We start from the raw sequence: 24,249 nt of genomic DNA on the forward strand, positions 1-24,249 counted from the left end.
CCATTAAAATACTCATTTAACAATCGCATGATTATTGCTATCTGAAATCAGTGAAGGTCCAACTCTATTAGGTACTGGTGGCGTTAAATGATTATCCTCTACAATTTTTTTTGCGCCATCTTTAAAGTATTCAACTTTCTTGTCAAGCTTGCCCTCCTCAGTATAATATTCCCAAATCCCTAGTTGATACCCGTTTTTATAGCTCCCCTTTTGAGCAATTTTATCTTTATCATAATAAATAATCCATTTTCCTTCACGTTGTCCATTTTTTAAGTTCCCTATTGACGATATTGTACCGTCTTCAAAATAACCAATCGATTCACCAGTAAGGCTATCGTTGATGTAAGTATCATGCGACGTCACCCTTCCGCTATCATCATAACTAACCCACAAGCCTTGCTTCTTGTCATTAATCACAGCGCCAATAACTCTTGTACTCCCATCAGGCATTTCTTTAACTACCAATTTGCCTTCTGTTTTGGGTTCCTTCTGATTACATGAGGCACTAACGCCAATAATAAATATTAGACAGACCGCAACTATAATATTATCATTTATTCTTTTTCGCATCTTGCTTATAATGTTCTGTGTATTGGTTAGTGTTTTTCAATTTATCAAGCTGCGCAGAAATGTTTATATATTTTGAGTTCTGACCTTGACCTAATACATCATGATCTCTTGCTGCACTATTCCTAACCATTTCCAATTGCTTTCGGTAGGCTTCTGTTCCAGGTTTTAATGTGCCGTCCACTGCCTGCTTTTCAATATTTTGAACACGGTTAACATTGGGATCCACATGAACTGTCAGTTCATGTGCCAGCGTATTGGTAGATGATGATTCCGAACGACTTTCATCCAGATTTACCAAATAGGTTACACCTTTTCTTATATCATAATCCTTATTATCGCCAATCTCATTATCATAATTATCTCTTTCATACTCTCTGGTAAGCCCCTCTCTAGGAAGGCCTCCCGCCCCAGGGCTTTCAGGATTTATTTCCTCACTTTTACTACTCGCAAGCACCAAATTATCTTTGGCCCTTGATCCCTCTTTATTAAAGTTGAATGTAGTGGTCTTTCCATCAACTGTGACCTTAATACTTTGACCTTTATGCATGAACTGAGCAATAAGCTTATACCCATCTTTGGTCGACAATAAATTCTTTAACGCATTTACATTGTCTTTACCCTTCAATCTACTTGGGTCGACATCTCGTCCATCCATATCATTAAATAACACTGGGTTATTGAGTGAATAATTATAGGGCGTTTGAGAGTAGTATTTTTCGACTAGTGGATCTATTACATGCCACCTTCCAATTTGCGGATCGTACATCCTGGCGCCATAGTCATACATTTCAAGGCCACCGCCATCACTAAACTCTTTCTCCTGTTTTTCCTTGCCGTTGTACTCAAACTTGTTGTCGAGCTTCCCTGCAGCTCTGGAACTGATCCCCGCCATTGTTAGCCCGAACGGATAGTAATGATTTCCGTTACGACTTGAGAGCGGATTGTCTTTCAAAGATCTTCAAGAGCTTTAAAAATAGCATATTTAGGCAATATTAGTATGTGTTTGAGCCGGGGTATTTATCCAAATAACTTATCCTGTGCCTGGGATATTTCTCGATTGGAATAGTCTTGAGCTAAAGTAACAGCCCAGTAATTTTCATTACTACCGCAGCATTGCATAATAATTTCCGAACTATTATTTGGGGAACTCACATGGCAAGTAAACACTTAATGAAATCCTTCGCATACTGCAGAAAGTCATATCGTAGCACAATTGAATGTTTAGTAATTTTTCACAATAACTTAAATTCAAATAAAAAATTAATTTTTAAACACGGTACAGCTACGACAATATAATTTAGAAGGATTACCTTAACTATATAATATTTAAAGACAAAAATTCGTCAAAGAGGTCTAAATTCATTTTTTGCAACTAAAACGATTACTCCATTGATTTCAATTGGCTCAACAACTACAAAAGTGCCTGGGAGAAATTCCCAGATTTCATCTTCTGGATTATAAATATCTAATCCCTCAACTTCGTAAACATTTTTTTCTAATTCAGTAGCAGGCACGGGTCTATATACTATAGTCCCCTCATTTAACAACCGTATATATATATTCATAGGCTTAATATAAAAAATCAAGTTTGCCGACATGAAGAAGTTCCTTTGTGACATCATCAATAACCACTGATTGGCCCGTTGTTGGATGCACATACCTTGAAGCAGGGTTACCTTTATGTACTAAATTCACAGCATCAAATCGTTTGCCTTTCGTTACAGCTTCAGTGATCTGTTCTGGAGTCCATCCTCTCTCTGAAAGTTGACTGGCCCATTTGGCGTCTGTTTTAAACGCACCATAAATCCAACTACTTCCACCATTTGCTGCTGTTTTAGTGGCAATTGCTTCAGTATGACTTGAAATCAAATATTCTTCAACTGTTCCAAGGGATATGCCAAAAGCACCCATTCTCCAACCCAATTTATCATTCTGATTGAACCTTCAATGTAATCACCATTTTCGAATGCTGCATATGCTTTACCGGATTGATACCAGCCGGGAATTAGGTAATCTGAAGTACCATTTGCTGCCTCCTTAACTGAAAGTTTGTTTTTTCGTGCTGAAGTATTTTCTTTTTTAGATTGATTCTTATTCCTTTTTTCCGGATCGCCGGCTTCACCTGATTGCTCTAATTCATTCCTTGCATTACTTAAAAAATTCGAAATCTCATTAAGTTCACTAGTGACTGCACCTCCATTTGCATTCATGGTCCATTTGCCATCAGGATCAATAAATCGGAGCGGGTTGTTTAAAACATAATTATAAGGCGACCATTTTCTACCTAATTCAGCCATTGGATCAATTACATTCCATCTTCCAATCTGCGTATCGTACATCCTTGCGCCATAATCGTACAAATCCAATCCCCCGCCATCACTGAACTCTTTATCCTGTTTCTCTTTTCCATTGTACTCAAACTTGTTGTCGAGTTTCCCTGCGGATTTAGAACTGATCCCTGCCATGGTTAACCCGAACGGATAGTAATGCGTATGCTATTTTATAAATAGCATACCTTTTTCTATTTCAAACTTCCAATCATTTTTAAAATATGAAATTTCATATTCCAACTTTGTTTCGTTTTGAAAATAAAAAAAATCAATATTAATTCGTGCATAAGAAATATTTCCTTTTAAGCACCAAGAATACTTAAAAAAATGTGTGTCAATAAAGTGATGAAATAAGGATTCCAAATCATTCTTTGGGTTATTATTAATTCTTGTTATAATTTTTCCAGTTTTGTCTTTTTTGATTTCTACATTTACAAGCACTCCATTAGTTATACCATCTTCATTGCAAAGTTTCACATATTTCAATACATCATTACTATTAAGTAAATCTGACTTTAATTGAGGCCCGCTTAAAAATAATATTTTTTTACTTTTTGAAACTTTAGGTAAAATATTTATTTGTGCGCCTTGGATTAATTGATCTGTTTTTTGAGCATAAATATTTTCCGGAAAACAAATTATTGACAATATATAAAATTGTATCACATAGGAATACTTCATACCAAAAACTATTTATTAGATGTAATAATTTTTACTGGCTGATCGGCACTATAACTTAGTACAATATCCCGTATTCTTGCGACACCGCTGCTATTTGCTTTTAGCCAGCCAGGGTTCCCAGGGCCATTTAAAGAGTGGTTAACATTTATAGCTTTACCAGTAGACCAAATATTATAAACAGTTCTTGCATATCCAATTGGCAAGAAAACATTCCGATTTCCATTATACAATTCGGAAAGATACATTGCAGTTCTTTCCCCGATTTCATCTTTCCCCGTGTAACAAAAAGCCCAAATTAGATTACCCCCCTTTTTAACTTTTTGTCCTATATTTTTAAATAGTTGAACCTCTCTATTACTAGTTGTCATTTCATCATTTGGATTTCTATTTAAATAATTTCTAAACTCGTTAGTTGATACTGACTCATCATCCCTATTTACATTTCTAATATCATAAATGTTAAACCAAGACTGTCCTTTTGCGCTTGCTCCATGATTCGAAATAACTAGATTATCCAATGAATTATCTTTAAAAGCTTCGAGAGCGTTTGAGGCAAGGTTTAGATTCGCAACCGAAAATACAGCCCACGCACCATAGGATGGCTTTTTATCATCTGCGTTTATGGAAAGTCTATCTTTTTCATTTTTATTTACATCAATAATGACATTTTTTGCTTTACCTGAGAGTACTAATAAGGCTGATTTAGCATCTTCATTTGTAAATTTCACACCATCCCCAATTTCAACAACTTCCATACCATTTGGATCGTATAATCGAATTGGATTATTCAATACTGAAGCATAGCATGAAATATTATCGTAATCATCCGCTAGAGGATCAATATTTTGCCATCTTCCGATTTCTGCATCGAAGTTTCTTGCACCGAAGTCATAGGTTTCTAAACCTGTTCCATCACTGAATTCTTTATTGTTGAGCTCCTTACCATTAAACTTGTATTTGTTATCAAACTTACTTGCCGCCTTGCTGGATATCCCCGTCATTGTTAGCCCGAACGGATAGTAATGCGTCTCCTCCAGAATCGGACCCGGCGTATGGGTAACTACAAGATTGTCAAAGAACACATTGATATTGCTCTCGTTGCTGACGTAAATATAAATATATCCGCTCTTATTTATGGTAATTGGTGTTGTCGTGAATTTTGAGTGGGTCTGGGTTACGGCATTGCTGCCAACAGGGTCAATATCTCCGCTCACGTATTTCCACTGGTCATCAAACAACATGTAATTCAAAAAGGCCTTTGGCTTTCCTGAGCCTGCATTATTATTTGTGAGGAAAGTATTGATGCCCGATACATTTCCGCTGATTCCGGTCAGGCCTGAAGCATCGATCTTTCCTGCGGGGAATCCTGATCCAGCCAAAAGGGCGGTTATGATATCGGCTGCCACCAGTGGATAAAGGGTACTTGGTGTAGTGCCACCGGTATTGTAAAAAGACTTAGCCAGGATTTTTATACTATCACCAGCCATTACTTTCAAAACAATTCCCAGACCACTGTTCTGTCCGGATATGGCACCGCTGACTTTGTAGAATTTCTGGTTAAAGTCAGTTTGTGAAGCGCCTGAAACTGAACTGACCAGGGTACGACGGCTGTCGGTTATGCTGTAATATTTTGACTCGTTGGCAACGGTTGAATCTTCTAAAGTTGCCATTGGGTAACACATGGCTTCTTTTTGCTCGGTAAGTACAGACCTTGTATTGCCCAGATGGTCCTTCAGGAAATAATCATAAATAAAGCGGATGGGCTGGGCTGTACAAGTGGCTGTTGTTGCCTGCTCCAGTCGAATCCGGCCCTCTTCAAATCCAAGGTACAGCAAACGGTCACTGTAATTCATGGCACTAAGGCCTGAAGCAGAATACAACTTGCTTTCATATGCCGCAGCTCCCAGGTAGAGGGTGGTAGTAGTTATATTACTTATAACATTACCCGTTGGTGTTGGTACTGAAACAGCGGAATCAAAAGTCACTTTCTTCAATTTGGTACCCATAGCGTCATAGCTATAGGTAATTGATCCCTTGGTTGTAGTAAAGTCATCCTTCTTTGCACTGATCACCAGGGGCAAATTCAAATAGTTATAGGTGATATTGCTGATCCTTTTGTTTTTATCTATTGTAAGGTTACCGTTTACGTCATAGGCGTAGTCATCTGAACCTGTATTCTTGTCTGACAGGTCTCCCTGGTTGGCATTGGCCATCCCGGCATCAGTAACCGAAGCCAGCCGGTTGCTGTTATTGGAAATATATGCGTATGTAATATTATCAATGGTGGTACCATTCGCACCATTAGCCCAACCTTTCTGGATCATGGCTTTAATGTTTCCATTATAATCGTAGGCGGTGTTGGGATCGGTACCATTGCCCATGGTTACGGAATAATCTTCGCCGGAGTTTCCTGCAAATCCTGCAGACATTATCCGGTTTACAGCATCATAGCCATAACTGAAGGAGCGGGTAACTCCATCGCCCTTGCTGCGCCAAACTGCGCCTTTAATGTTTCCATTGTATAACCCGGTGCCAAAGTTCTTATCCGGAGAAGCTTTATCATAGCCCAACTCCATCCCAAACCACTTGCCGGTTATATTCGCCGCGGAGGGCACGAAGTCCTTATTGATTGAAAGTAACCAACCCCTGATATTGTATTGGTAATCGTTAATTGCCAATGTACCGCCAAGCGTTTTTTGGCTTGCCTGGCCCAGTGCATCATATTTCACCTGGCTAACTGTTTTCCAGGCACTGTAGGCAGCTCCATTGACCTGCGGATGTTTCAACATTTTGTCTGTTTGCGTCACCCGCCATAAACTGTCGTAACTATAACGTGTCCATATTTCATGTTCCTGCCCGCTTGTTCCATTTTTTTGTACCAGGGCCTGGACTGCCGGGCTGCCATTGTAACAATAAAGCGTGGTGAGTATGTCGGTTCCGGTAGTGATGTTAATGGATTTGGTTTGAATGACTCTTCCTTTTTTGTCGTACAACTGTGCACTGTAGATGGCCGGACTGGTATTCTGCCAAACCCCGGTTACCTTGCCCGAAGTTTGAAAAGACTGGGCGATTGTGTCTGGGAAACTGGCCTGGATGCTGCTGTTTAATAAAGCTGAATAAGTGGTAGTCAATGTCTTGAATCCGCTATTTAGATTGGTTGTCCAGTCGTAGGTATCGTAGTAGGTTGCCGTTAATACTGTAGCAGTTGTGACAGAAGGGAAGCTTAGGCTGAGTGAATATTGCGGCTGCGTAGCGCCTGGAGTGAAATTCTCAAACCTTGCCAGTTTCGCATACGTAACCAGTCCCTGCATCGCCGATTGTGTAGTGGTACCAGTATTGGTATAAAGTCCAGTTATAATAGGACGATTCAGTGCATCGTATTTGGTGTACAGCCATTGACCGGATGGTCTTTGGTTGCCATCCTGGGTCAAAATCAGCCGGTCCCACTGATCATATACCATAGCCACATAATCAGCACCAGGAACTTTCTTCAAGATCATCCGCCTGCGGCTATCATATTCATACCTGAAACAAAATTCATTTTTAATAGTGCCGATACTTGTACTGGCCGGCCATGCATTGGATTGCATATAGTCCACACCATTAGGCTGAATAACTACCCGCAGCAGGTTGAGATCATCATACAAATAATAGGTGCACAACCAACCAGCATGTGCTGACCCGGTTATACTTGATAATAATCAATTAAGGATTTTGGTTGAGGATGCGGAACTTATGCGTAAGCTAACAGTGCCTTTAAGAAAAAGTCTGGATATATTCATTATTGGCTGTATCGCTGGGTTAAGGTATACGGACTTGATTAATTTAAAAAAAACGAATATCCGGCGTTTCAATCATGGTTTCTATTTAGAAGTAGCGACCACAAAGACAGGGGCATTTGTGACCATACCGCTACCAGGATTTGCCATGGCAATCATAGACCGGCAGAAAAAACTAAAGAGCAACTTAATATTTGCGAAAATCTCCAATGTCAACTTTAATATCCACCTGAAAAAAATCATGGAAATGGCTGGATTTACCGAACTAAGGCCCAAATTCAGACACCAGAATGGCAAACTGGTAGAAATCAAGGCAAAATCTGGGGCAAGATACAGGTTATGCGATCACATAACCTCACACAGTATGCGAAGGATTGCCATTACCAGTTTGCTTACAATGGGGGTTCCTGAACAAATAGTCCGGAAATTATCAGGTCATGCTGCAGGCAGTAAGGAATTTTACCGTTATGTCACTCTGGCCCAAGACTATTCCAACCGTGAAATATCCCAGGCACAGGATAAACTATTTGGGTAAATACCAAGGCTTAAACTCATACCAATATTGCCTAAATATGCTATTTTTAGAGCTCGTGAAGTTCTTTGAAAGGCAATCCCCCTGTTAGTTGTGCTGGAAATCATTACTATCCGTTCGGACTAACAATGGCAGGGATCAGTTCCAAGGCGATGGGGAAACTAGACAATAAGTTCGAGTATAACAGCAAGGAAAAGCAAGAGAAAGAGTTTAGCGATGGCAGCGGATTAGAAGAATATGATTTTGGTGCAAGGATCCAAGACCCACAGATTGGCAGATGGTGGGCGATAGACCCTAAATCTGAATTAGATAGAAAGTGGTCGCCATATAACAATGCTATGGACAATCCTATTAGGTTTGTAGACCCTGATGGTATGTGGTCATTTGATGCAAATGGAAATGCAAGCACCAATGTTAGTGGTGAGATAGCAGAATTTATTCAGCAATTTCAAGATGGTGAAAAGCAGGATATACAAAAGCCTAAAAAACAGGATGGAAAAGAAAAAAAGGGTAATAAGGGTAAATCTTCTACATTAGCAAAGGCTACAAAGGATATACAAACAGTTGTCATCGCTTTAGCTGCTGATGATATGACTGGTATAGGCGCAGTAGATGATATTGCTATTCCTGTTTTGGAAGCTGTTAATGGGGCACTTTGGTTATATGATGTATTTTCTTCTGGAAGTTCTTTAACCGATGGCTCGGAATCCATTGGCCCCAAAGTTCCTTTGTATACACCTCTCACTAATAGAAATAACTCAATTGTTACAGGTGATTATTCCCAAGAGCCACCTGGAAATTTGACTAAACTTAGAAACGGTCAGGGATGGAGAGACGATGAGGGAAATGTTTGGAGAAAAGACCAACTGCATAAAGATCATTGGGATGTTACAAATCCGAAAACGGGAAAGAAAATAAAGGAAATTGATTTCGGTGGCAATCAAATTTGGCCTGATGGCCCTAAAAATAAAAACAAATAAAGTTATGAATCATCCGTATGTTCAGTATGAAGATACTTTTTTATGGAATACCATAAAAGATGCTATAGGCCAACTGAAAACAAATAAGGATATTGAAATAATCACAAATGAAAAATATATAATTGGTTTTTTATGCAAATCTCTTCAAGATAATGGGTTAATTCCTAAAGGCAATTAAATCCCATTAAGATTGAGGCGAGATTATATTCGGAGTTGTAATAGGCCGAAGTTTTTTTGCGCTCGCTCAGGCATGGATGTTATAATTAAAGTGAATTAATATGTTAAATAAAATAAGACCCAGGCGCATTCGTGAAAAATAGTTGGCAACAAGTATTAAAAAATCTGCCAAGACAGGCTGATTAACCCCCGCATTTAAAATTTTGTTTGCAAATTATATCTCTATAGCCTACCGTCTTCAAGCATCTCAACTAGGTTCTACTTAAAAATTTATTGAACCATTTGGGCTCATTTTAAGGAATTAATAATTCTTTAAAAATTAAGTTGGCCTATAATTTATATGGTATCCATTATTATCCGTTCGGGCTAACAATGGCGGGGATCAGTTCCAAATCCGCAGGGAAACTCGACAACAAGTTTGAGTACAATGGAAAAGAGAAACAGGATAAAGAGTTCAGTGATGGCGGGGGATTGGATTTGTACGATTATGGCGCAAGGATGTACGATCCGCAAATAGGCAGATGGCATAGAACTGATGGTAAAGCCGAATTATACTTTGCTACCTCTCCTTATGTTTATGCATTAAATCAACCTACTAATGCAATTGATCCTGATGGAAATCTTGTAATATTTATTCAAGGGAATCATTTTGGTGAAAAAGGTCATGAATACTGGACAGCTAAGAATTATTATACCACTACAGGCCCGGCCGGCCAAACACCTGCAGGATACCGTCCAATAAATGGAAGGGGGGCAACAATGGCTTATGGGAAAGACAGATATTTTGATAATGAAGTGATGGATCAATTAAATGACCATCATACTCCCAGGTATTATGACGGTTCTGGCGGCGGTTGGCATCCATTTGGTGATGGGACCACTGAGTATCCGGGTAGGCAATCTGCGACAGCCGCAGGTAGAGATCAGATGGGATATGACAAGGGTAATGAGGATGCAGCAACTATCATAGCCAATCTTGAAAGAGACCCCAGTAATAATATTATCGAGACAATTAAAATCGTTACTCATAGCATGGGCGGTGCTTATGGCAAGGGTTTTGTCAGGGCATTAAGAGAGTATATTGCAACTTTGCCGGCAGAGCAACAACAGCAAATTAGAATTTCTTTTGTATCTGATTTTGATCCTTATGAAGGAAGTGATATGACTGCAGATGGTGTGACCCCAACATTTCAATTTATACATTATGGTTTGTTGGCAAATGAAAAGGAGAATGGCAAAGTAGAGCAAAAGAAAAGTAACAGTAAGAGTAATGCACATAGTATATTTTCATTCTTTGCAGATATTAACCAGATGCAGGAAGGCACATATACCTGGAACGAACAAACCCAGAAATGGGATTTACAGCCGAAGTGATTAATTTTTAATAATAAATTATGTTCAGAAATATAATTTTATTTCTTTTTACTTTGAGTTCTTGTAATGGGAATAGCCAAAGACTTGAAACACCCAAAGAGTTTATCAATCAGGTAACCATTGATAATTCTGTTTATTCAAAAGACAGTGTAGCAATACTTGCTGATATGTATTCGAAAATGAGAAATCGTGAAGCCTCTTTTACAAACCCGGAATATTTTGATTCTACAGTTTTGACGATTGATACAATTATGTATGATTCTTCATCGAATAAGATAGCAGTATTTGTAATAGCGAAAAACCCTACTTACAGGAACCCTCATTCAGATTCTAAATTGCCTTATTATTATAATGCTAATTGTTACTTAGGGAAAAGGATAGAAGCTGACTCAAGTATTTTTGAATTAAAATGTTTGTGCAGATTTTCTGAAATAAATTTTGATGATAAAGAAACAATAGTAAAAGCTCTGAAGGAAGATTTCTTTTTGGAATTAGCAACAGTACTTGATGAAAAGAAAGAACCAGTTTTTAAATATAATTTGAATGATAAAAGATTTTGGGAAAGTCCAACGGGCTGGAGAAGAATGTTTGAATAAGGATTTGAGACAATAAAGCCTGGTACAGCCAGGCTTTATTGTCTCAAATAGCTTTAAGTTTTACATTTTTTGGAAGAGCATCGAGAGTATAAAAGATATGCTTGTTATCTTCATAAATGTATAGCATAACCGTGTGCCTGCTTATCCGTTGCCTTTTAAGAGCCGTTACATCCTTTAAAGCCTGCAGCAGCAGTTATATTTTACTTTTTAATTGAAAAGAAGAAAGGCTATTTTGGGAGATGTAAGCAGTTCTTTGAGATGGCTGAAACAAGAGTTCCAGCAAGAGTGGCGGGATAGTAAAAAATAGACATTGAATTACTATCCGTTCGGGTTGACCATGGCGGGGATCAGTTCCAAAGCGGCTGGCTTGATGGCCCTAAAAATAAAAACAAATAAAGTTATGAATCATCCGTATGTTCAGTATGAAGATACTTTTTTATGGAATACCATAAAAGAAGCTTTAGGCCAGTTACAAACAAATAAGGATATTGAAATAATCACAAATGAAAAATATGTAATTGGTTTTTTATGCAAAACTCTTCAAGATAAATGGTTAATTCCTAAAGGCAATTAAATCCCATTAAGATTTAGGCGAGATTATAATACGAGTTGGAATGGGTCGAAGTTTTTTTGCGCTCGCTCAGGCATGGATGTTATAATTAAAGTGAATTAATATGTGAAATAAAATAAGACGCAGGTGCATTCGTGACAAATAGTTGGCAACAAGTATTAAAAAATCTGGCAAGACAGGCTGATTAACCCCCGCATTTTAAATTTTGTTTGCAAATTATTGCCCAATAGTTCAATTCAATTAAAACAGATTAAGTGAAAGATGTTATTATATTAGCATTAGTCTATTGCGTGTTTCTCGTCGTATCCTTTTTTTTGTATCGGAAAGCTCTTTCAGTAAAGAAGAAGTACTTGTATTTGGCAATAGCAACATATTTGTTACTCATTTATGTATATTTTGAGTTGATAAATTATGTTCATATTTTATTGCGTGAGCGGGGATTTTACTTTGAATTTGGTCATTCTAGCATTTGGCTTATACTTCTTCTGGGGTTGGCATATTTAACTGCTACGATTTTAATAGTTACTTTAATTATTAAAAGAAGAAGCTATTTTGGAGCAGATAGCAATTAGCACAATACGTATTTACTTACCGGGGTTACCTCCCTTTCTTTTGAATTGTATTAAATACCCGTAGGACGATGATCTGCGACCCTCTGAAGGTATAATGAATTGTAAACGGAAATGTATCCACAGGCTTAACGCGAACGGCATCATAGCGGATAGCAGAAGCTGTTGGCAGCTGTTGTATTTTAGAGAAGTACCGGTCGATGGTATCAGTGAACTCAAAGCCCAGCCTGCTGCAGCCGATCAGCAGTAGAATAGATCCAGGCAATAGGAACGGCTTTGACTTGCACTTGGCAGCCAGCCGATAAGCCCCGGCAGTGAATAGATCTCAACTTCAAAGCACAAGATCAACGTTTGAATATAACACAGCTGTATAGCTGCTTATCGGCTAACTTCCAGGCTCCGTTACATCCCTTGCAGACTGCAGCAGGAGTAGGCTTTTCTTTTTTCTACTGAATTTTTAATTGAAAGGATCAATTGAAAATAGAAATGTCTATTTTGGATGCTGTAAGCAGTTCTTTGATATGGCTGGGAAGTAGTTGCCAGTAAAAAAGGAAACCTAGCCAAAAATGGATGTTGATTACTATCCGTTCGGGCTAACAATGGCGGGGATATCTTCTAAGGCAGCGGGGAAACAAGAGAATAAATACAAGTACAACGGTAAAGAACTTAACAACAAAGAGTTCTCCGATGGTAGTGGATTAGAGATGTATGACTTCGGTCCACGTAATTACGATCCGCAAATCGGCAGGTGGCATACAATTGATCCGCTTGCTGAAAAAATGCGTAGATGGTCTCCTTATAATTATGCGTTAAATAACCCGATTAGGTTTATAGATCCGGATGGCATGGCACCTCTTGACCACGTTTATTATGACTATGGAGGTAAGGAAGTTCATAGAATTCCGGATGGTAGTACAAGAATAACACCAGTAATAATTTCCGAAAAAAATCAAGCTGCATTTAATGAGGCTGTTAAAAGTGGCAATGCGACTATCGAAAGCCTTAGTGGTTATGGCAATACATATGATACGAAATCAATTTCAAAATTTTATACGGATAATAAAGATAAGTTCACTGCCACATCAATAGGAGATCAAACAACAATAACAAGTAACTCACAAGTGACGGTTGATGGCAAGGCGGTTGCAAGCAACAGCTTAAAAGCTGAGGCAGTTGGAAATACTGTACTTAATGATGGAGTCGTCTCTATTGGTAACAATCCAGCGACCTCCAACGGTTCTGTAACAGGTGCTGATTCAAGAGGCCCTGGCGATGAGCCAGGACGTGCTGGGAGCATACATCTTCATCCTACAGATAGAAATATGACGGTTGAAGTCACAAATCAAGTAGGTACTTTTTCAACAACATCGGTAACGAAAATTTCTGGAGGTGCTCCATCGGGAGGTGACTATAGGGAGCACCAAAGAGCGTTTGAAAATGGCGAAACTAAAGGGGGTGTTAGATCAATAATGGTAGATGCCAAGAATATTTATCTCTACAATTCTAGCCCTAATCAAACTATTAAAATACCAAGGCAATGAGATTTATTTTTATACTTGCCATAGCTGCATTGGGTTGTAACTCCAATCAGCAGCAACACAAATTAAATGAAGTACATGGCAAGGCTGAGAAATGTTTTGAATATCCTTCAGCAGTTGATAGTTTGCGGATAAATGATTTATATGATAGCGCCAGGTGGTTTATTTATACATGGCATTGTGATCAAGTCTATAAGGCCAAAGAAGATACCTTAACGAATGTTACGTTTGGAGAGTTGCCATTAAGATTTACCAACTTAAGTATTAGGCATGACACCTTGGAGCTGAACTTCGATTTTATTGATAAAGGAAAGGCAATACTATCCGGTATGACAAGGGACTTTAAGCAGCTAAGTACTGGTGTTGGGTTTAACATTAAGTCAAAGAAAAAAATTTACATGTTATCTCCAAATGGCTTCTCTACTACCATTAAAGGCGGTCCAAATCGTTACGAAACCCCTTTGCAACCGGAAATATTGGAATACTTAGAAAGTAATAAACTTAAGTTGGACGAATGCTTTAAAGAGCTAGTAAAACGAAAAGGCATGCTAAACTAAAAGCTACTCTCAAGCAGTATTACTCCATCATTTGGATAAAAAGCCCCGCAAATCTCCGGGCTTTTTTATGCGACAAATATTGAACAGTTTATCTGTTAGGCACTGCGGGTTTAGTTTGTCTTGCAAGGCAATTAGAAAGGGCTGAAAGAATAGCAAAAGAAAATCCCAGAGTTAGTAGAATATTGAAAACTGCACAAGCTCAAAGGAAATTGGATAACTATGTTGGAAAAAGAGCTGCTGCAGCTGGCGTATCTTCTTCAGAGGTTGCTTCTAAAACTATAAAGGAAATTGTAAAGGAAAATGATGTTAAAAAATGAAAGAGTCAATAAATTATTTTGGAAAAATCCTCAATTATATTTTTGATACGAAAAATCTATTTAATATTTTATTATATTTCTTGACATTTATTGTTGTAGGATTACTTTATGGAGTTATAGTAGGATTATTGTTGATTTTATTCGTAGTCTCATTTTTATTCATTTCAATTTCTATACTTAATATTTATTTTCACTTCCGAAAGACAGAAATAAGTTGGTGGGCCATAGTATTAAATCTTTTATTAATAATTATAATTACCCTCGTAAATTTTCAATTTATCAATAACATAGTTTTAGGATTTATAGGATTTTTAAGTTTGGCAATTTTAATATTGGGATTGAGTTCCAAACAATAAATAGCCTTAAGGTGGCATAAGTTATTTGCCAAAATGCGTTATTTTTAAATTGATTGGAGTTCTTTGAAAGGCAATCTATTTACTAGATGTGCTGGAAATCATTACTATCCGTTCGGGCTAACAATGGCGGGGATCAGTTCCAGAGCTGCAGGGAAGCCGGAGAATAAATACAAGTACAATGGCAAAGAACTTAATAACAAAGAGTTCAGTGATGGCGGGGGGCTGGACTGGTACGATTATGGGTTCAGGATGTATGATCATCAGATAGGAAGATGGTATACTGTTGATCCTCTTGCCGATAGGATGCGCAGATGGTCTCCGTATAATTATTCCTTTAATAATCCGTTACGATTTATAGATCCGGATGGAATGGGGCCAACAGATGTTATTATAAATGGACCTGAGAAGGAAAAAGCATTTTCAGAGCTACAAAAGTCTGTAAGCGGTCAATTAAATTTATCAATGAATGCAGATGGTAAAGTAAGTTATACAACCTTTGAGGGTGCTACACCAAATGCAGATGCTAAGCAATTGACGACTGCAATTGACGATAAATCAATTACGATTAATGTTAATGCTACTAATGCAGTTAAAAATTCGGCAGGCGAAGTAGTTGTAGGTGGAGCATTTCTGGGAAATACAGTTACGCCAGCACCGTCCAAAGATGGTGTCGCTACAGTTGAAGCTAACCAACAAGTAAACCCTTCACAACTTAAAGCACAAAGTGATTATTATGGAAAGCCAGGGGCGGATATACTGCATGAGGTAACAGAGGCTTACCAAGGTGCTAAAATGTCACAAACTTCTGGAGTTTCATCACCAATAGCAGGTCAACCTGGAAGTGTTTATGAAGCAGCACACAGCCGTGCTTCGCCACAATCGGGAGAGCAATATTTTGATACGCAGGATGCAAAAGGAAAAAGTGTTGGAAAGCAGGTTCCGGGCGGAAAACTTGTTTACTTTGTTGATAATGGTGTTAAAGCACCTTTAATACTTTTCACTTTTCCTATTCCAAAGAAAAAATAATCACTAATGAAAATTCTGTTTTTTTTCTTCGCAATATATTTTTTATTTGCTCAGAATGACATAGCACAATCAAGAGAAAAGCAGGATAGTATAGTTGTATCCAGTAGAAATATAGATACTGGATACAAGTTTGAAATTTGGAACATTGACTCTGTCCAATCGGTATACCTTATTTATGCTAAACGAAACGATTCGATTATAAAGATTGTTTCAAAAAAGGAAATATTTAATGATTGCAAGACTATTTTAAAGGGACAATTTTATGATTTGAAAGTAGAATCTCTTCTTAAACATACTTCCAGCAAACGGCATATCGGAGGCGTAAAATACAATGACATTATTGTAAAATTGGAAGGTGGGGAAGTGATATGGGACTTGTTTATATGTGAAGATTTTAAAGGTCTCTGCTATACCCCATCAACTTTAGCTACATGTAAAAAAAAGAAGAAAAAAAAAGCCTGAGTCTTTCAGCAACTTAAACAGAGGCCGTCTAAAAAAATCTGAAGCGGCCTCTTTTCTTTTTTGGGTTTAAGGGTTACTGGCCTGCCAAATCTCGGGCATAAGAAAGTTTACAATTACCATTATGACCAGTTATAATTAGTAGTGCTGTATGTGTTCAATGGGTTATGTCCAACTGCCAGCACTTTACGGCAGCGATATCAACGGAATACCGGGTGCTGGTTTGTTATGGCCCGATTGGCAATAAATAAATTATCAAATATAATTTTGAGTTTACTAGATAACTGTGTCGATAATACATCTGAAATAAAAATGAAATCCGAAGCTTCCGGTGTCTTTGGTTGTCTGATCAAGTTTTATTGAGGTGGAAAGGTATCTCATATTTGGCCTCCTTCTTTGTAAAAGAAAACCAGTTAGAAAAATTCAGGGACGTTAACAAGGAGATAATGTTCAGCATTATGTTTAAGTAATCGACCTAGCTAATTGTTGGTTTATTTAAGTCGAATTCAAATTCGATTTCATATTGGATAAAAAATGTACTTCTTACGGAAGCCAGCGTAGTGAAAATTTGTTTTTCTTTTTCGAAAACCACTTCCAGGAAATACTCCGATCGAGCCATTGAGTTATCCATCGTTGTAAATTTTTCCCATAATCCATGTTGGGGTTCACGTAAAATAAATGTTTTAGAGGTCTTTTTGAAGGAGATTAACCTACATCCTTTTTTCGCTAATTTTTGTCGAATGATAGTATTGATTTTTTTTGTAGCGTACAAATAGGAAGTGATAGATAAGAGAATAAACAGGACAGGTATTAATATAAAAATAGCCATAGAATTTTTGAGTATTTATTTTAAGATGCCAATTTTTTTTGCAGATCGGCTTTGAAAATAAATGCATCCAGAAACTCTTTGACGAGTTTCTTCTTTTCTGCTGGCAGTTTTTCAATTTTCCGGAACTGCGAGAGCAGTTCTTCGTCGCTAATGGCTTCAGCAGATTTGTCCTGAAGGGTGCCATTGAGTAAATAATCCGGAGATACTTCCAGGGCTTTTGATATTCTGTTTAAAATATCTGAGGCCGGAGTGGCTTCCCCACGTTCGTACTTCCCTACATTGGTGAAATGCACTTTTACCAGCTTGGCCAGGTCTTGCTGTGAAATCCTCTTACTTTTTCTGGCCAGTAACAGCATGTCGGATAGTTCCTGCTTCATAGTTAAAAGCATTATTGATACTTCAAAAGTAGCAAATAGGGTATGGTTATTCATTTATTGGATATTTTCATCAGGGATAATTTTGCTTTGGACAGAGATGGCAAAAGATTATAACCAACTTCCTCCTCCAGGAGCTGGAATTTGACCTTTATCTCGCTGAAATCCCGGCTTCATCCTAGCTTGATCCTAGCTTCATCCTAGCTTCATCCACTTCCAGGTTCTGTGTCAACGCCTTCCGGCTTTCCGGATTTGCCCGATTTCATCATCAATTTTCCTAACCTAAGAAAACCATGCACAATGGCCAGAACAATCAAGAACGGCTTTTCAATGAAATTTCGATTGGTTTTTACCATCTGGATTAGTTTTCATGTTAGGAATTGGCTTAAAAAATCAGCAACCGGGTATCCGGAAAAAAACGGAGATAAAAGACCATTTGATGACACAGCACTTGTCGTTGGCGCAGGTATAGCGTTGCAGTTGGCGCAGTTTTGGCTAGGTTTTTTAGCACTTTTCAGGCAGTTTCTACTAGGTTTTGCGTAGGTCTGGAGGCTTATTGCGGCGCTTTGTTATCAGTTTTTAGGCAAATTCACGGCACTATCCCGGCTCTTTCCCTATGGTTACCCTGCTGAATGGATCGTTCCCTATTTGCGGTGTTGAAGAATACCTCATATTAATTCTGTGCTGGGTGCTTTTTTCTTTCAATAGTACGTAGTTATTTTTCATAAAAAATTTTGCTATAATTATACCTCCCCGAAAATTAGCCACCAAGTTTTTTTAACAATCTGGCAAAATATGGTAATAATCTGCATTGATCAGGTAATAATCTCCATTTCACTACCCCCAAAAAACAAAGCGGCTTTAAAAAAAAGCCGCTGCAGCAATCGGAAAATCGCTCCCGGATTTTCCTTTTTCGCTCCCGTTTTTTCTCTTTTGGAAATTTTGTAACTATCATGCACCGCCTCAATCAATGCTAAATAAAGTTCCTGGCTGTTGGGACTGTAAATTGGTTGCAGCGGAAGATTTCATCAATCCACCGGATATGCCTAAGCGTAAACCAGGCCCAAAGCTGAAGCTGCTATTGCTAAAAAGCCCTTACCGCCCGCACAGCATTTGCATAGGCTTCTGAATTGCTGACCCGTTGCTGCCCATCACCAAAGCCCTGGATCCAGACACTGTTTGTTTTGTATTCTGTGGAACTCCAGTAACTCCCGTATGTAAAACCGCCTACCCGCTTTTTTTGCTGGTAGAGTAAATTGAGTTCAAATTTAGACGGTAAAAACCAGTCGTCATAGGTAATACCGCCTTGCTTTACCGAATAATCGGCACAGGACCTTGCTGCAAAATTCCCCTTTTCATCATCAGGCAGCAGCTTGCTGACGATGGCTTCGGTGTTCTTTGCACCTGCCCCCAATCCATCTGCTGGCGTGCCAGCCAGCCTCGTCAAGCCATTGTACCAGGTTATACCCTGATTTTGGTCCGCTGTCGCGGCTATCAGTCCATGTTGGCCCTTATCATCTACATAAAATACTATGCCCCCGCCATAGTGCTCCCCAATATAGTGGCCACTGTTGGAAATGACTGGTGCATGGATTGTTACGACGGGTAACAAAAGGTATAAAAGAAATTGGATGGGTTTCATTTTTAAAGGGGTGTTCCTTTTCTGAATATAGTCAAATTTCTAACTGGTTTGCCGGAATACAAAACATGTATCGTAAATTAACCATCAACAGGGAAGTTAACCTCAACTATTATGAAGAAAAAACTGATCAATCGCGGTGATTTCATTAAGAAAACCGCACTGGCAACTGCCGGGTTCTATATTCTTCCGCGTTTTGTCCTGGGCGGGAAAGGCTTTGTTGCGCCCAGCGACAAATTATACATTGCTGCAGTGGGCTGCGGCGGCGAAGGCGTGAATGATATCCGCCATTTTGCCACTGCTCCCAAAAAAAATGCAGAGATCGCTTTCCTCTGTGATGTTGACGACCGGGAAGCTGCTGACCGCCGCAAGGAATTCCCAAGGGCTAAATATTATAACGACTGGCGCGAAATGTATGATAAAGAACACAAGCATTTCGACGCGGTTACGGTGGCCATCCCTGATCATAACCATGCGGTTGTTGGCCTCGGTGCCATGCAGCTGAACAAACATTTATACCTCCAGAAACCCCTCACCCATGATATTTATGAAGCACGCATTTTAACCCAGGCGGCTAAAAAATACCAGGTGGTTACCCAAATGGGCGACCAGGGCGCTTCCAGCGATGGTATGCGTACCATGCGGGAATGGTTTGAAGCGGGACTTATCGGCGATATTGAAAAGGTTTTTTGCTGGACGGACAGGCCGGTATGGCCCCAGGGAATACCCTGGCCTAAAACGAAACCACCGGTTCCTAAAGGGCTTCACTGGGACCTTTTCCTGGGTACCGCCAAACAGGTTAATTACATTGACAACCTCACTCCTTTTAACTGGCGGGGCTGGTGGCAGTTTGGCACAGGTGCCCTGGGCGATATGGGCTGTCATATCATCGGGCCTCCATTCAGGCTGCTCGGCCTGGGCTACCCTACCGAAATTTCCGGCAGCGCCAGCACGGTCTACAGCGGCATTTTTACAGAAGGCGTTTATCCCGATAGCGGTCCCGTTTCCAGCTCACTGAAATTTTCCTTCAAACAGCAGAATGGGAAGGACCTCGACCTGTATTGGATGGACGGCGGCATAACCCCCGAACGCATTAAGGAACTGGATCCTGATGAAAATTTTAATGTGGCATTGGGCGACTGGCCTAATGAACATGACTTTGAAGGAGGCACTTTGTTTATTGGCACCAAGGGAAAAGTTTCCTGCGGCTGGGGCGGTAATAATCCGAGGCTGCTGCCGCTTTCATTGAATAGCAGCGTAAACATTCCAGCAAAATATCCGCGCGTCTTTGGCGGCATGGACGGCCACTGGTGGCAATGGATTGATGCCAGCATTGCCGGTTATGGCAAACTGGAAGTGGACTCCCCTTTTGTGGGTTATGCCGGTCCGCTTACTGAAACAGTTTTGCTCGGCAACCTCTTGCTGCGCAGTTTCAACATCCGTGAAAAAATACAAAAAAACGATCCCGTTTATGGAAACGCCGAAGGATATAAATTCAGCGGAAGGTATAAGGCGCTTAAATGGGACGGCGAGAACATGCGGGTCACCAATTTTGATCCGGCTAACCAGTTCATCAAACGCGAATACAGGCAGGGCTGGGGTACCCTTGCGCTTTAAATTAACCAACCTACATGCTATATAAAAAATACCAGCAGGTTATTGCCGCTCTTTTGCTGAGCTGTGTTTATGCCTGCCATCCTGCTGAGGACAATCAGCGTTTCAGCGAATGGCGGGTTGCAGGGGGCACCAACGAGTCGATCCACTATTCAACGCTAACGGAGATCGATACCGGAAATGTACAGCAATTGCAGCCGGCCTGGACCTATCATTCCGAAAATGGGGACAGTACAAGATTTGGCACTATCGAAACCAATCCTATTATTATTGGAAATACCTTATACGGGGTTTCACCGAAAATGAAACTATTCGCCCTTGATGCAGCTACCGGTAAGGAACAGTGGCATTTCGATCCGGCTGATTCCATTGCCAATAAAACCTGGCACCGGAAGAGTGTTAATATGAACCGCGGTGTCGCTTATTGGGAAGAAGGAAATGACAGGCGTATAATCTATACTGTTGGTTCCGTCGCGTACGCGGTTAATGCCATTACCGGTAAGCTCATCCCCTCTTTTGGCAAGGATGGCGGTATTAACCTTAACCTTGGGCTTGACAGGAATGAATATGAAACCTTTGTTGCGCCTACTTCCCCGGTTACTGTTTATAAGGACCTGTTTTTCCTGAGCGGACTGGTTGGGGATGAAACCCCCGGGCATATCCGCGCATTCGATATAAAGACCGGGAAACAAAAATGGATCTTCCATACCATCCCCTATCCCGGTGAACCCGGTTTTGAAACCTGGGAAGACACAACCGCTTATAAATATTTAGGTTCCACAAATAGTTGGGCGGGATTTAGCCTGGATGTAAAAAGGGGAATCCTGTTCGCACCTACCGGCAATCCTACCAATGATTTTTATGGTGGCAACAGGCTCGGGCAAGGGCTCTACGGCAATTGCCTGGTTGCCCTGGACGCAGCCACCGGGAAATTACTATGGCATTTCCAGACGGTCCACCATGATGTATGGGATATGGATTTACCGGCTCCTCCGGCGCTTATTACGGTGATGCACAATGGAAAATCAATCGATGCTGTTGCACAAACCACAAAGACAGGTTTTGTGTTTATGTTTGAAAGGGAAACCGGCAAACCGATTTTTCCCATAGAAGAAAGGCCTGTTGCTGCAATCAGTCCCCTGAAAGGGGAAAAGCTATGGCCCACGCAACCTATGCCTGTGCTGCCCAAACCATTCGTGCGGCAGGTGTTTACCGAAAACGAACTGAACCCGGTGCTGGGTGATTCTACCTACCAGGAGATAAAGGGCCGCTATAAAAATTATCGTTCGGGCAATATGTTTACCCCGCCGTCTGTGGAAGGCACAGTTATTTTACCTGGCTATGATGGCGGTGGCGAATGGGGCGGACCGGCTGTGGATCCGGCAACGAATTTAATGTATGTAAATGCCAATGAAATGGCCTGGGTATTGAACATGGTTGTGAACAAACCGGACACGACAAAAATCCGCACCAATATAGAAGCAGGCAAAGCATTGTACACACAGTATTGTATGGGCTGCCATGCACCGGACCGGTCGGGTGGCGGGGATTATCCGTCAATTATTGGCGCTGAAAAAAAATACAACGCGCTGCAATTACTTGAACTGCTTTCCACCGGCAGAAGGATGATGCCGGGCTTTAATAACCTGTCGAAAGAAGAAAAAAATGCGATAGCTTCTTTCATCCTGGATATCAAATCCGAACAGGATAAAACCTATACCGGGTCAGTGCAGAATATCAAAAAGCCCATGGCTTCAGCCTATAATTTTACCGGGTACAATAAATTCCTCACCAAAGAAGGTTATCCAGCAATCAGTCCGCCCTGGGGCACCTTAAATGCAATCAATTTAAATACCGGTGACCTTGTATGGAAAATTCCCTTTGGTGAATTCAAGGAGTTAAAGGATAAGGGCATACCCACAACAGGCCGCGAAAATTATGGCGGTCCCCTGGTTACAGCCGGCGGTGTCCTTTTCATAGCGGCTACAGCCGATGGAAAATTCAGGGCCTTCAATAAACGGACAGGCGCCTTATTATGGGAAACGGATCTACCGGCACCTGGCATTGCAACACCTGCAGTTTATGAAGTGCAGGGAAAACAATTTGTTGTCATTGCCTGCGGCGGTTCTAAATGGGGCGGCAAGTCCGGCGATTCCTATGTAGCCTTTGCTTTGCCCGGTAAATAAATATCGCTGCGGTCCTTCTACCCTGCTGTTTTTTGCAGTTATCAAACTGGAAATAATAGCATTATCATTTGTCAATTTACCATCACTGGTATGGTACCAATATATTTAATTTTAGTTCAGTTGCAATCCAATTGCCATTGCATAAATCATGGAGCTAATAAAACTAGGAAAATCAGGTATTGCTATTTCCCCAATGACCATTGGTTGCTGGTCATTCGGAGGGGGCGCCTACTGGGGTAACCAGTCCCAGAAAGATGTTGATGAAGTGGTGCACGCAGCCATTGACATGGGCATTAACTGTTTTGATACAGCAGAACTGTATAATGGCGGCGAGAGTGAAAAATCACTTGGACTTGCCATACAGGGATACAGGCCCAAAATTGTTATTTGTTCAAAGATCAGTCCATCGAATTGCAGGAATGTCCGCAAGCATTGTGAAGAAAGCCTCCAGCGTTTAAAAACCGACTACATTGATATTTACATGGTGCACTGGCCATTGCATGCACACTCCCTCAAACACTTTACAAAAGATACCGGTATAATTAATAACCCACCAACTGCAGCAGCTGTTTTTAACCAATTGAACGAACTGAAGAAAGCAGGGCTTATCCGCTCAATAGGGATCAGCAATTTCGGGGTAACCCAAATGAAAGAGGCAGTTGATACTGCAGTACAGGTTGACGTGAATGAAATGCCCTATAATATCCTGTCGCGGGCTATTGAGCTGGAGGTTGCCCCTTTCTGCCTACAGGAAAAAATAAGCCTGATCGGCTCAATGGGTTTGCAACAGGGACTATTAACCGGGAAATATAGATCAGCAGGTGAGGTTCCCTACAACCAGGCACACTCCCGTCATTTTGCCAACCAAAGGGGGAATGGCACATCAAGGCATGGCGGAACCGGTGAGGAAGCTGAGGTATTTAAAATCCTCGATGAATTAAGGGTGCTATCTGAAGAACTGCAGATCAACATGACCCAAGTTTCAATAGCCTGGATAATGGCAAAGCCATTCATAGCTTCTACACTTGTGGGGTCAAGAACAATTGACCAATTAAAAACAAATGTAGCAGCCTGTTCAATAGAACTATCAAAAGATGTTGTAGCAGAAATTGACAGGATCAGCCAAACGCTTTTAACCAAATTAGGGCCCAGTCCCGATTACTACGAAAGTCCTGCAAACAGCAGAATTTTTTAA

At 40.2% G+C, this 24,249-nt stretch carries 23 protein-coding genes and 1 pseudogene; 15 read left to right on the plus strand and 9 right to left on the minus strand.

What is annotated here, in order from left to right:
• Positions 1 to 12: 12 nt before the first annotated feature.
• The 7 genes and pseudogenes from LAQ65_RS04730 to LAQ65_RS04760 form a co-directional block, all read right to left on the minus strand.
• Positions 13 to 570 (minus strand): toxin-antitoxin system YwqK family antitoxin, encoded by a 558-nt coding sequence (locus LAQ65_RS04730; protein WP_224115789.1) that lies wholly within the window; start codon positions 568 to 570, stop codon positions 13 to 15.
• Entirely contained in the window at positions 551 to 1,522 is a 972-nt protein-coding gene (locus tag LAQ65_RS04735; RefSeq protein ID WP_224115790.1) for an RHS repeat domain-containing protein, read from the minus strand. Before LAQ65_RS04735 ends, LAQ65_RS04730 begins: the two co-directional genes overlap by 20 nt.
• Positions 1,523 to 1,913: 391 nt before the next feature.
• A complete protein-coding gene (locus LAQ65_RS04740) occupies positions 1,914 to 2,135 on the minus strand; it encodes a hypothetical protein (protein WP_224115791.1) in 222 nt (73 codons plus the stop codon).
• Between the two features lie 4 nt (positions 2,136 to 2,139).
• Positions 2,140 to 2,481, minus strand: coding sequence for a colicin E5-related ribonuclease (locus tag LAQ65_RS04745; RefSeq protein WP_224115792.1), 342 nt, complete (start codon positions 2,479 to 2,481; stop codon positions 2,140 to 2,142).
• Positions 2,436 to 3,044, minus strand: a pseudogene (locus LAQ65_RS04750) (RHS repeat domain-containing protein); the annotation flags it as partial. The gene LAQ65_RS04745 and the pseudogene LAQ65_RS04750, both read right to left, overlap by 46 nt.
• 21 nt (positions 3,045 to 3,065) lie before the next feature.
• Entirely contained in the window at positions 3,066 to 3,581 is a 516-nt protein-coding gene (locus tag LAQ65_RS04755; RefSeq protein WP_224115794.1) for a hypothetical protein, read from the minus strand.
• An 8-nt stretch (positions 3,582 to 3,589) separates the two neighbouring features.
• Entirely contained in the window at positions 3,590 to 7,228 is a 3,639-nt protein-coding gene (locus tag LAQ65_RS04760; RefSeq protein ID WP_224115795.1) for an RHS repeat protein, read from the minus strand.
• Positions 7,229 to 7,316: 88 nt separating this feature from the next.
• On the opposite strand from LAQ65_RS04760, the gene LAQ65_RS04765 reads away from it, so the two are divergent.
• The 11 genes from LAQ65_RS04765 to LAQ65_RS04810 all read left to right on the plus strand — a co-directional run bounded on the left by LAQ65_RS04765 (position 7,317) and on the right by LAQ65_RS04810 (position 16,415).
• On the plus strand, positions 7,317 to 7,895 hold the full coding sequence (locus tag LAQ65_RS04765; RefSeq protein ID WP_224115796.1) for a tyrosine-type recombinase/integrase: 579 nt from the start codon (positions 7,317 to 7,319) through the stop codon (positions 7,893 to 7,895).
• Positions 7,896 to 7,960: 65 nt separating this feature from the next.
• Positions 7,961 to 8,872, plus strand: coding sequence for an RHS repeat domain-containing protein (locus tag LAQ65_RS04770; protein WP_224115797.1), 912 nt, complete (start codon positions 7,961 to 7,963; stop codon positions 8,870 to 8,872).
• Positions 8,847 to 9,050 (plus strand): hypothetical protein, encoded by a 204-nt coding sequence (locus LAQ65_RS04775; RefSeq protein ID WP_224115798.1) that lies wholly within the window; start codon positions 8,847 to 8,849, stop codon positions 9,048 to 9,050. The genes LAQ65_RS04770 and LAQ65_RS04775 overlap by 26 nt, the downstream gene beginning before the upstream one ends.
• A 323-nt stretch (positions 9,051 to 9,373) precedes the next feature.
• Positions 9,374 to 10,423, plus strand: a complete 1,050-nt coding sequence (locus tag LAQ65_RS04780; protein WP_224115799.1) for an RHS repeat-associated core domain-containing protein — start codon at positions 9,374 to 9,376, stop codon at positions 10,421 to 10,423.
• A 20-nt stretch (positions 10,424 to 10,443) separates the two neighbouring features.
• Complete coding sequence (locus LAQ65_RS04785) at positions 10,444 to 11,019, plus strand: hypothetical protein (protein WP_224115800.1); 576 nt, start codon at positions 10,444 to 10,446, stop codon at positions 11,017 to 11,019.
• A gap of 337 nt (positions 11,020 to 11,356) precedes the next feature.
• Positions 11,357 to 11,593, plus strand: a complete 237-nt coding sequence (locus LAQ65_RS04790) for a hypothetical protein (protein ID WP_224115801.1) — start codon at positions 11,357 to 11,359, stop codon at positions 11,591 to 11,593.
• A 1,132-nt stretch (positions 11,594 to 12,725) separates the two neighbouring features.
• Positions 12,726 to 13,700, plus strand: coding sequence for an RHS repeat-associated core domain-containing protein (locus LAQ65_RS04795; RefSeq protein WP_224115802.1), 975 nt, complete (start codon positions 12,726 to 12,728; stop codon positions 13,698 to 13,700).
• The gene (locus LAQ65_RS04800; RefSeq protein WP_224115803.1) at positions 13,697 to 14,254 is read left to right on the plus strand and encodes a hypothetical protein; all 558 of its coding nucleotides are present in this window, start codon (positions 13,697 to 13,699) and stop codon (positions 14,252 to 14,254) included. Before LAQ65_RS04795 ends, LAQ65_RS04800 begins: the two co-directional genes overlap by 4 nt.
• 182 nt (positions 14,255 to 14,436) lie before the next feature.
• A complete protein-coding gene (locus LAQ65_RS21040; RefSeq protein ID WP_262901400.1) occupies positions 14,437 to 14,571 on the plus strand; it encodes a hypothetical protein in 135 nt (44 codons plus the stop codon).
• A 419-nt stretch (positions 14,572 to 14,990) separates the two neighbouring features.
• A complete protein-coding gene (locus tag LAQ65_RS04805) occupies positions 14,991 to 15,953 on the plus strand; it encodes an RHS repeat domain-containing protein (protein ID WP_224115804.1) in 963 nt (320 codons plus the stop codon).
• 6 nt (positions 15,954 to 15,959) lie between these two features.
• Positions 15,960 to 16,415 (plus strand): hypothetical protein, encoded by a 456-nt coding sequence (locus tag LAQ65_RS04810; RefSeq protein WP_224115805.1) that lies wholly within the window; start codon positions 15,960 to 15,962, stop codon positions 16,413 to 16,415.
• 846 nt (positions 16,416 to 17,261) lie between these two features.
• On the opposite strand, the gene LAQ65_RS04815 is transcribed toward LAQ65_RS04810, so the two are convergent.
• On the minus strand, positions 17,262 to 17,672 hold the full coding sequence (locus tag LAQ65_RS04815; RefSeq protein WP_224115806.1) for a helix-turn-helix domain-containing protein: 411 nt from the start codon (positions 17,670 to 17,672) through the stop codon (positions 17,262 to 17,264).
• A 243-nt stretch (positions 17,673 to 17,915) separates the two neighbouring features.
• On the opposite strand from LAQ65_RS04815, the gene LAQ65_RS04820 reads away from it, so the two are divergent.
• Complete coding sequence (locus LAQ65_RS04820; protein ID WP_224115807.1) at positions 17,916 to 18,158, plus strand: hypothetical protein; 243 nt, start codon at positions 17,916 to 17,918, stop codon at positions 18,156 to 18,158.
• Positions 18,159 to 18,699: 541 nt separating this feature from the next.
• Here LAQ65_RS04820 and LAQ65_RS04825 read toward each other — a convergent pair.
• A complete protein-coding gene (locus LAQ65_RS04825) occupies positions 18,700 to 19,257 on the minus strand; it encodes a DUF1566 domain-containing protein (RefSeq protein ID WP_224115808.1) in 558 nt (185 codons plus the stop codon).
• Between the two features lie 111 nt (positions 19,258 to 19,368).
• Here LAQ65_RS04825 and LAQ65_RS04830 point away from each other — a divergent pair, with 111 nt between their 5' ends.
• The 3 genes from LAQ65_RS04830 (at position 19,369) to LAQ65_RS04840 (ending at position 24,249) form a co-directional block, all read left to right on the plus strand.
• Positions 19,369 to 20,871, plus strand: coding sequence for a Gfo/Idh/MocA family protein (locus LAQ65_RS04830; protein ID WP_224115809.1), 1,503 nt, complete (start codon positions 19,369 to 19,371; stop codon positions 20,869 to 20,871).
• A 14-nt stretch (positions 20,872 to 20,885) separates the two neighbouring features.
• The gene (locus LAQ65_RS04835; protein ID WP_224115810.1) at positions 20,886 to 23,054 is read left to right on the plus strand and encodes an outer membrane protein assembly factor BamB family protein; all 2,169 of its coding nucleotides are present in this window, start codon (positions 20,886 to 20,888) and stop codon (positions 23,052 to 23,054) included.
• Positions 23,055 to 23,202: 148 nt separating this feature from the next.
• Positions 23,203 to 24,249 carry an aldo/keto reductase gene (locus tag LAQ65_RS04840; protein WP_224115811.1) on the plus strand — a complete coding sequence of 349 codons (1,047 nt, stop codon included), beginning with the start codon at positions 23,203 to 23,205 and terminating at the stop codon, positions 24,247 to 24,249.

Origin of the sequence: Flavihumibacter profundi (genome assembly GCF_020076305.1) — a bacterium.
GTDB lineage: Bacteria > Bacteroidota > Bacteroidia > Chitinophagales > Chitinophagaceae > Flavihumibacter > Flavihumibacter profundi.

Coding starts and splice junctions, on each gene's coding strand:
- LAQ65_RS04840 (WP_224115811.1), top strand. CDS start 23,203: ATGGAGCTAATAAAACTAGGAAAATCAGGTATTGCTATTTCCCCAATG.
- LAQ65_RS04765 (WP_224115796.1), top strand. CDS start 7,317: ATGCGTAAGCTAACAGTGCCTTTAAGAAAAAGTCTGGATATATTCATT.
- LAQ65_RS04730 (WP_224115789.1), bottom strand. CDS start 570: ATGCGAAAAAGAATAAATGATAATATTATAGTTGCGGTCTGTCTAATA.
- LAQ65_RS04745 (WP_224115792.1), bottom strand. CDS start 2,481: ATGGGTGCTTTTGGCATATCCCTTGGAACAGTTGAAGAATATTTGATT.
- LAQ65_RS04740 (WP_224115791.1), bottom strand. CDS start 2,135: ATGAATATATATATACGGTTGTTAAATGAGGGGACTATAGTATATAGA.
- LAQ65_RS04810 (WP_224115805.1), top strand. CDS start 15,960: ATGAAAATTCTGTTTTTTTTCTTCGCAATATATTTTTTATTTGCTCAG.
- LAQ65_RS04755 (WP_224115794.1), bottom strand. CDS start 3,581: ATGAAGTATTCCTATGTGATACAATTTTATATATTGTCAATAATTTGT.
- LAQ65_RS04835 (WP_224115810.1), top strand. CDS start 20,886: ATGCTATATAAAAAATACCAGCAGGTTATTGCCGCTCTTTTGCTGAGC.
- LAQ65_RS04790 (WP_224115801.1), top strand. CDS start 11,357: ATGGCGGGGATCAGTTCCAAAGCGGCTGGCTTGATGGCCCTAAAAATA.
- LAQ65_RS04795 (WP_224115802.1), top strand. CDS start 12,726: ATGGATGTTGATTACTATCCGTTCGGGCTAACAATGGCGGGGATATCT.
- LAQ65_RS04800 (WP_224115803.1), top strand. CDS start 13,697: ATGAGATTTATTTTTATACTTGCCATAGCTGCATTGGGTTGTAACTCC.
- LAQ65_RS04775 (WP_224115798.1), top strand. CDS start 8,847: ATGGCCCTAAAAATAAAAACAAATAAAGTTATGAATCATCCGTATGTT.
- LAQ65_RS04820 (WP_224115807.1), top strand. CDS start 17,916: ATGGCCAGAACAATCAAGAACGGCTTTTCAATGAAATTTCGATTGGTT.
- LAQ65_RS04815 (WP_224115806.1), bottom strand. CDS start 17,672: ATGAATAACCATACCCTATTTGCTACTTTTGAAGTATCAATAATGCTT.
- LAQ65_RS04830 (WP_224115809.1), top strand. CDS start 19,369: ATGAAGAAAAAACTGATCAATCGCGGTGATTTCATTAAGAAAACCGCA.
- LAQ65_RS04785 (WP_224115800.1), top strand. CDS start 10,444: ATGTTCAGAAATATAATTTTATTTCTTTTTACTTTGAGTTCTTGTAAT.
- LAQ65_RS04825 (WP_224115808.1), bottom strand. CDS start 19,257: ATGAAACCCATCCAATTTCTTTTATACCTTTTGTTACCCGTCGTAACA.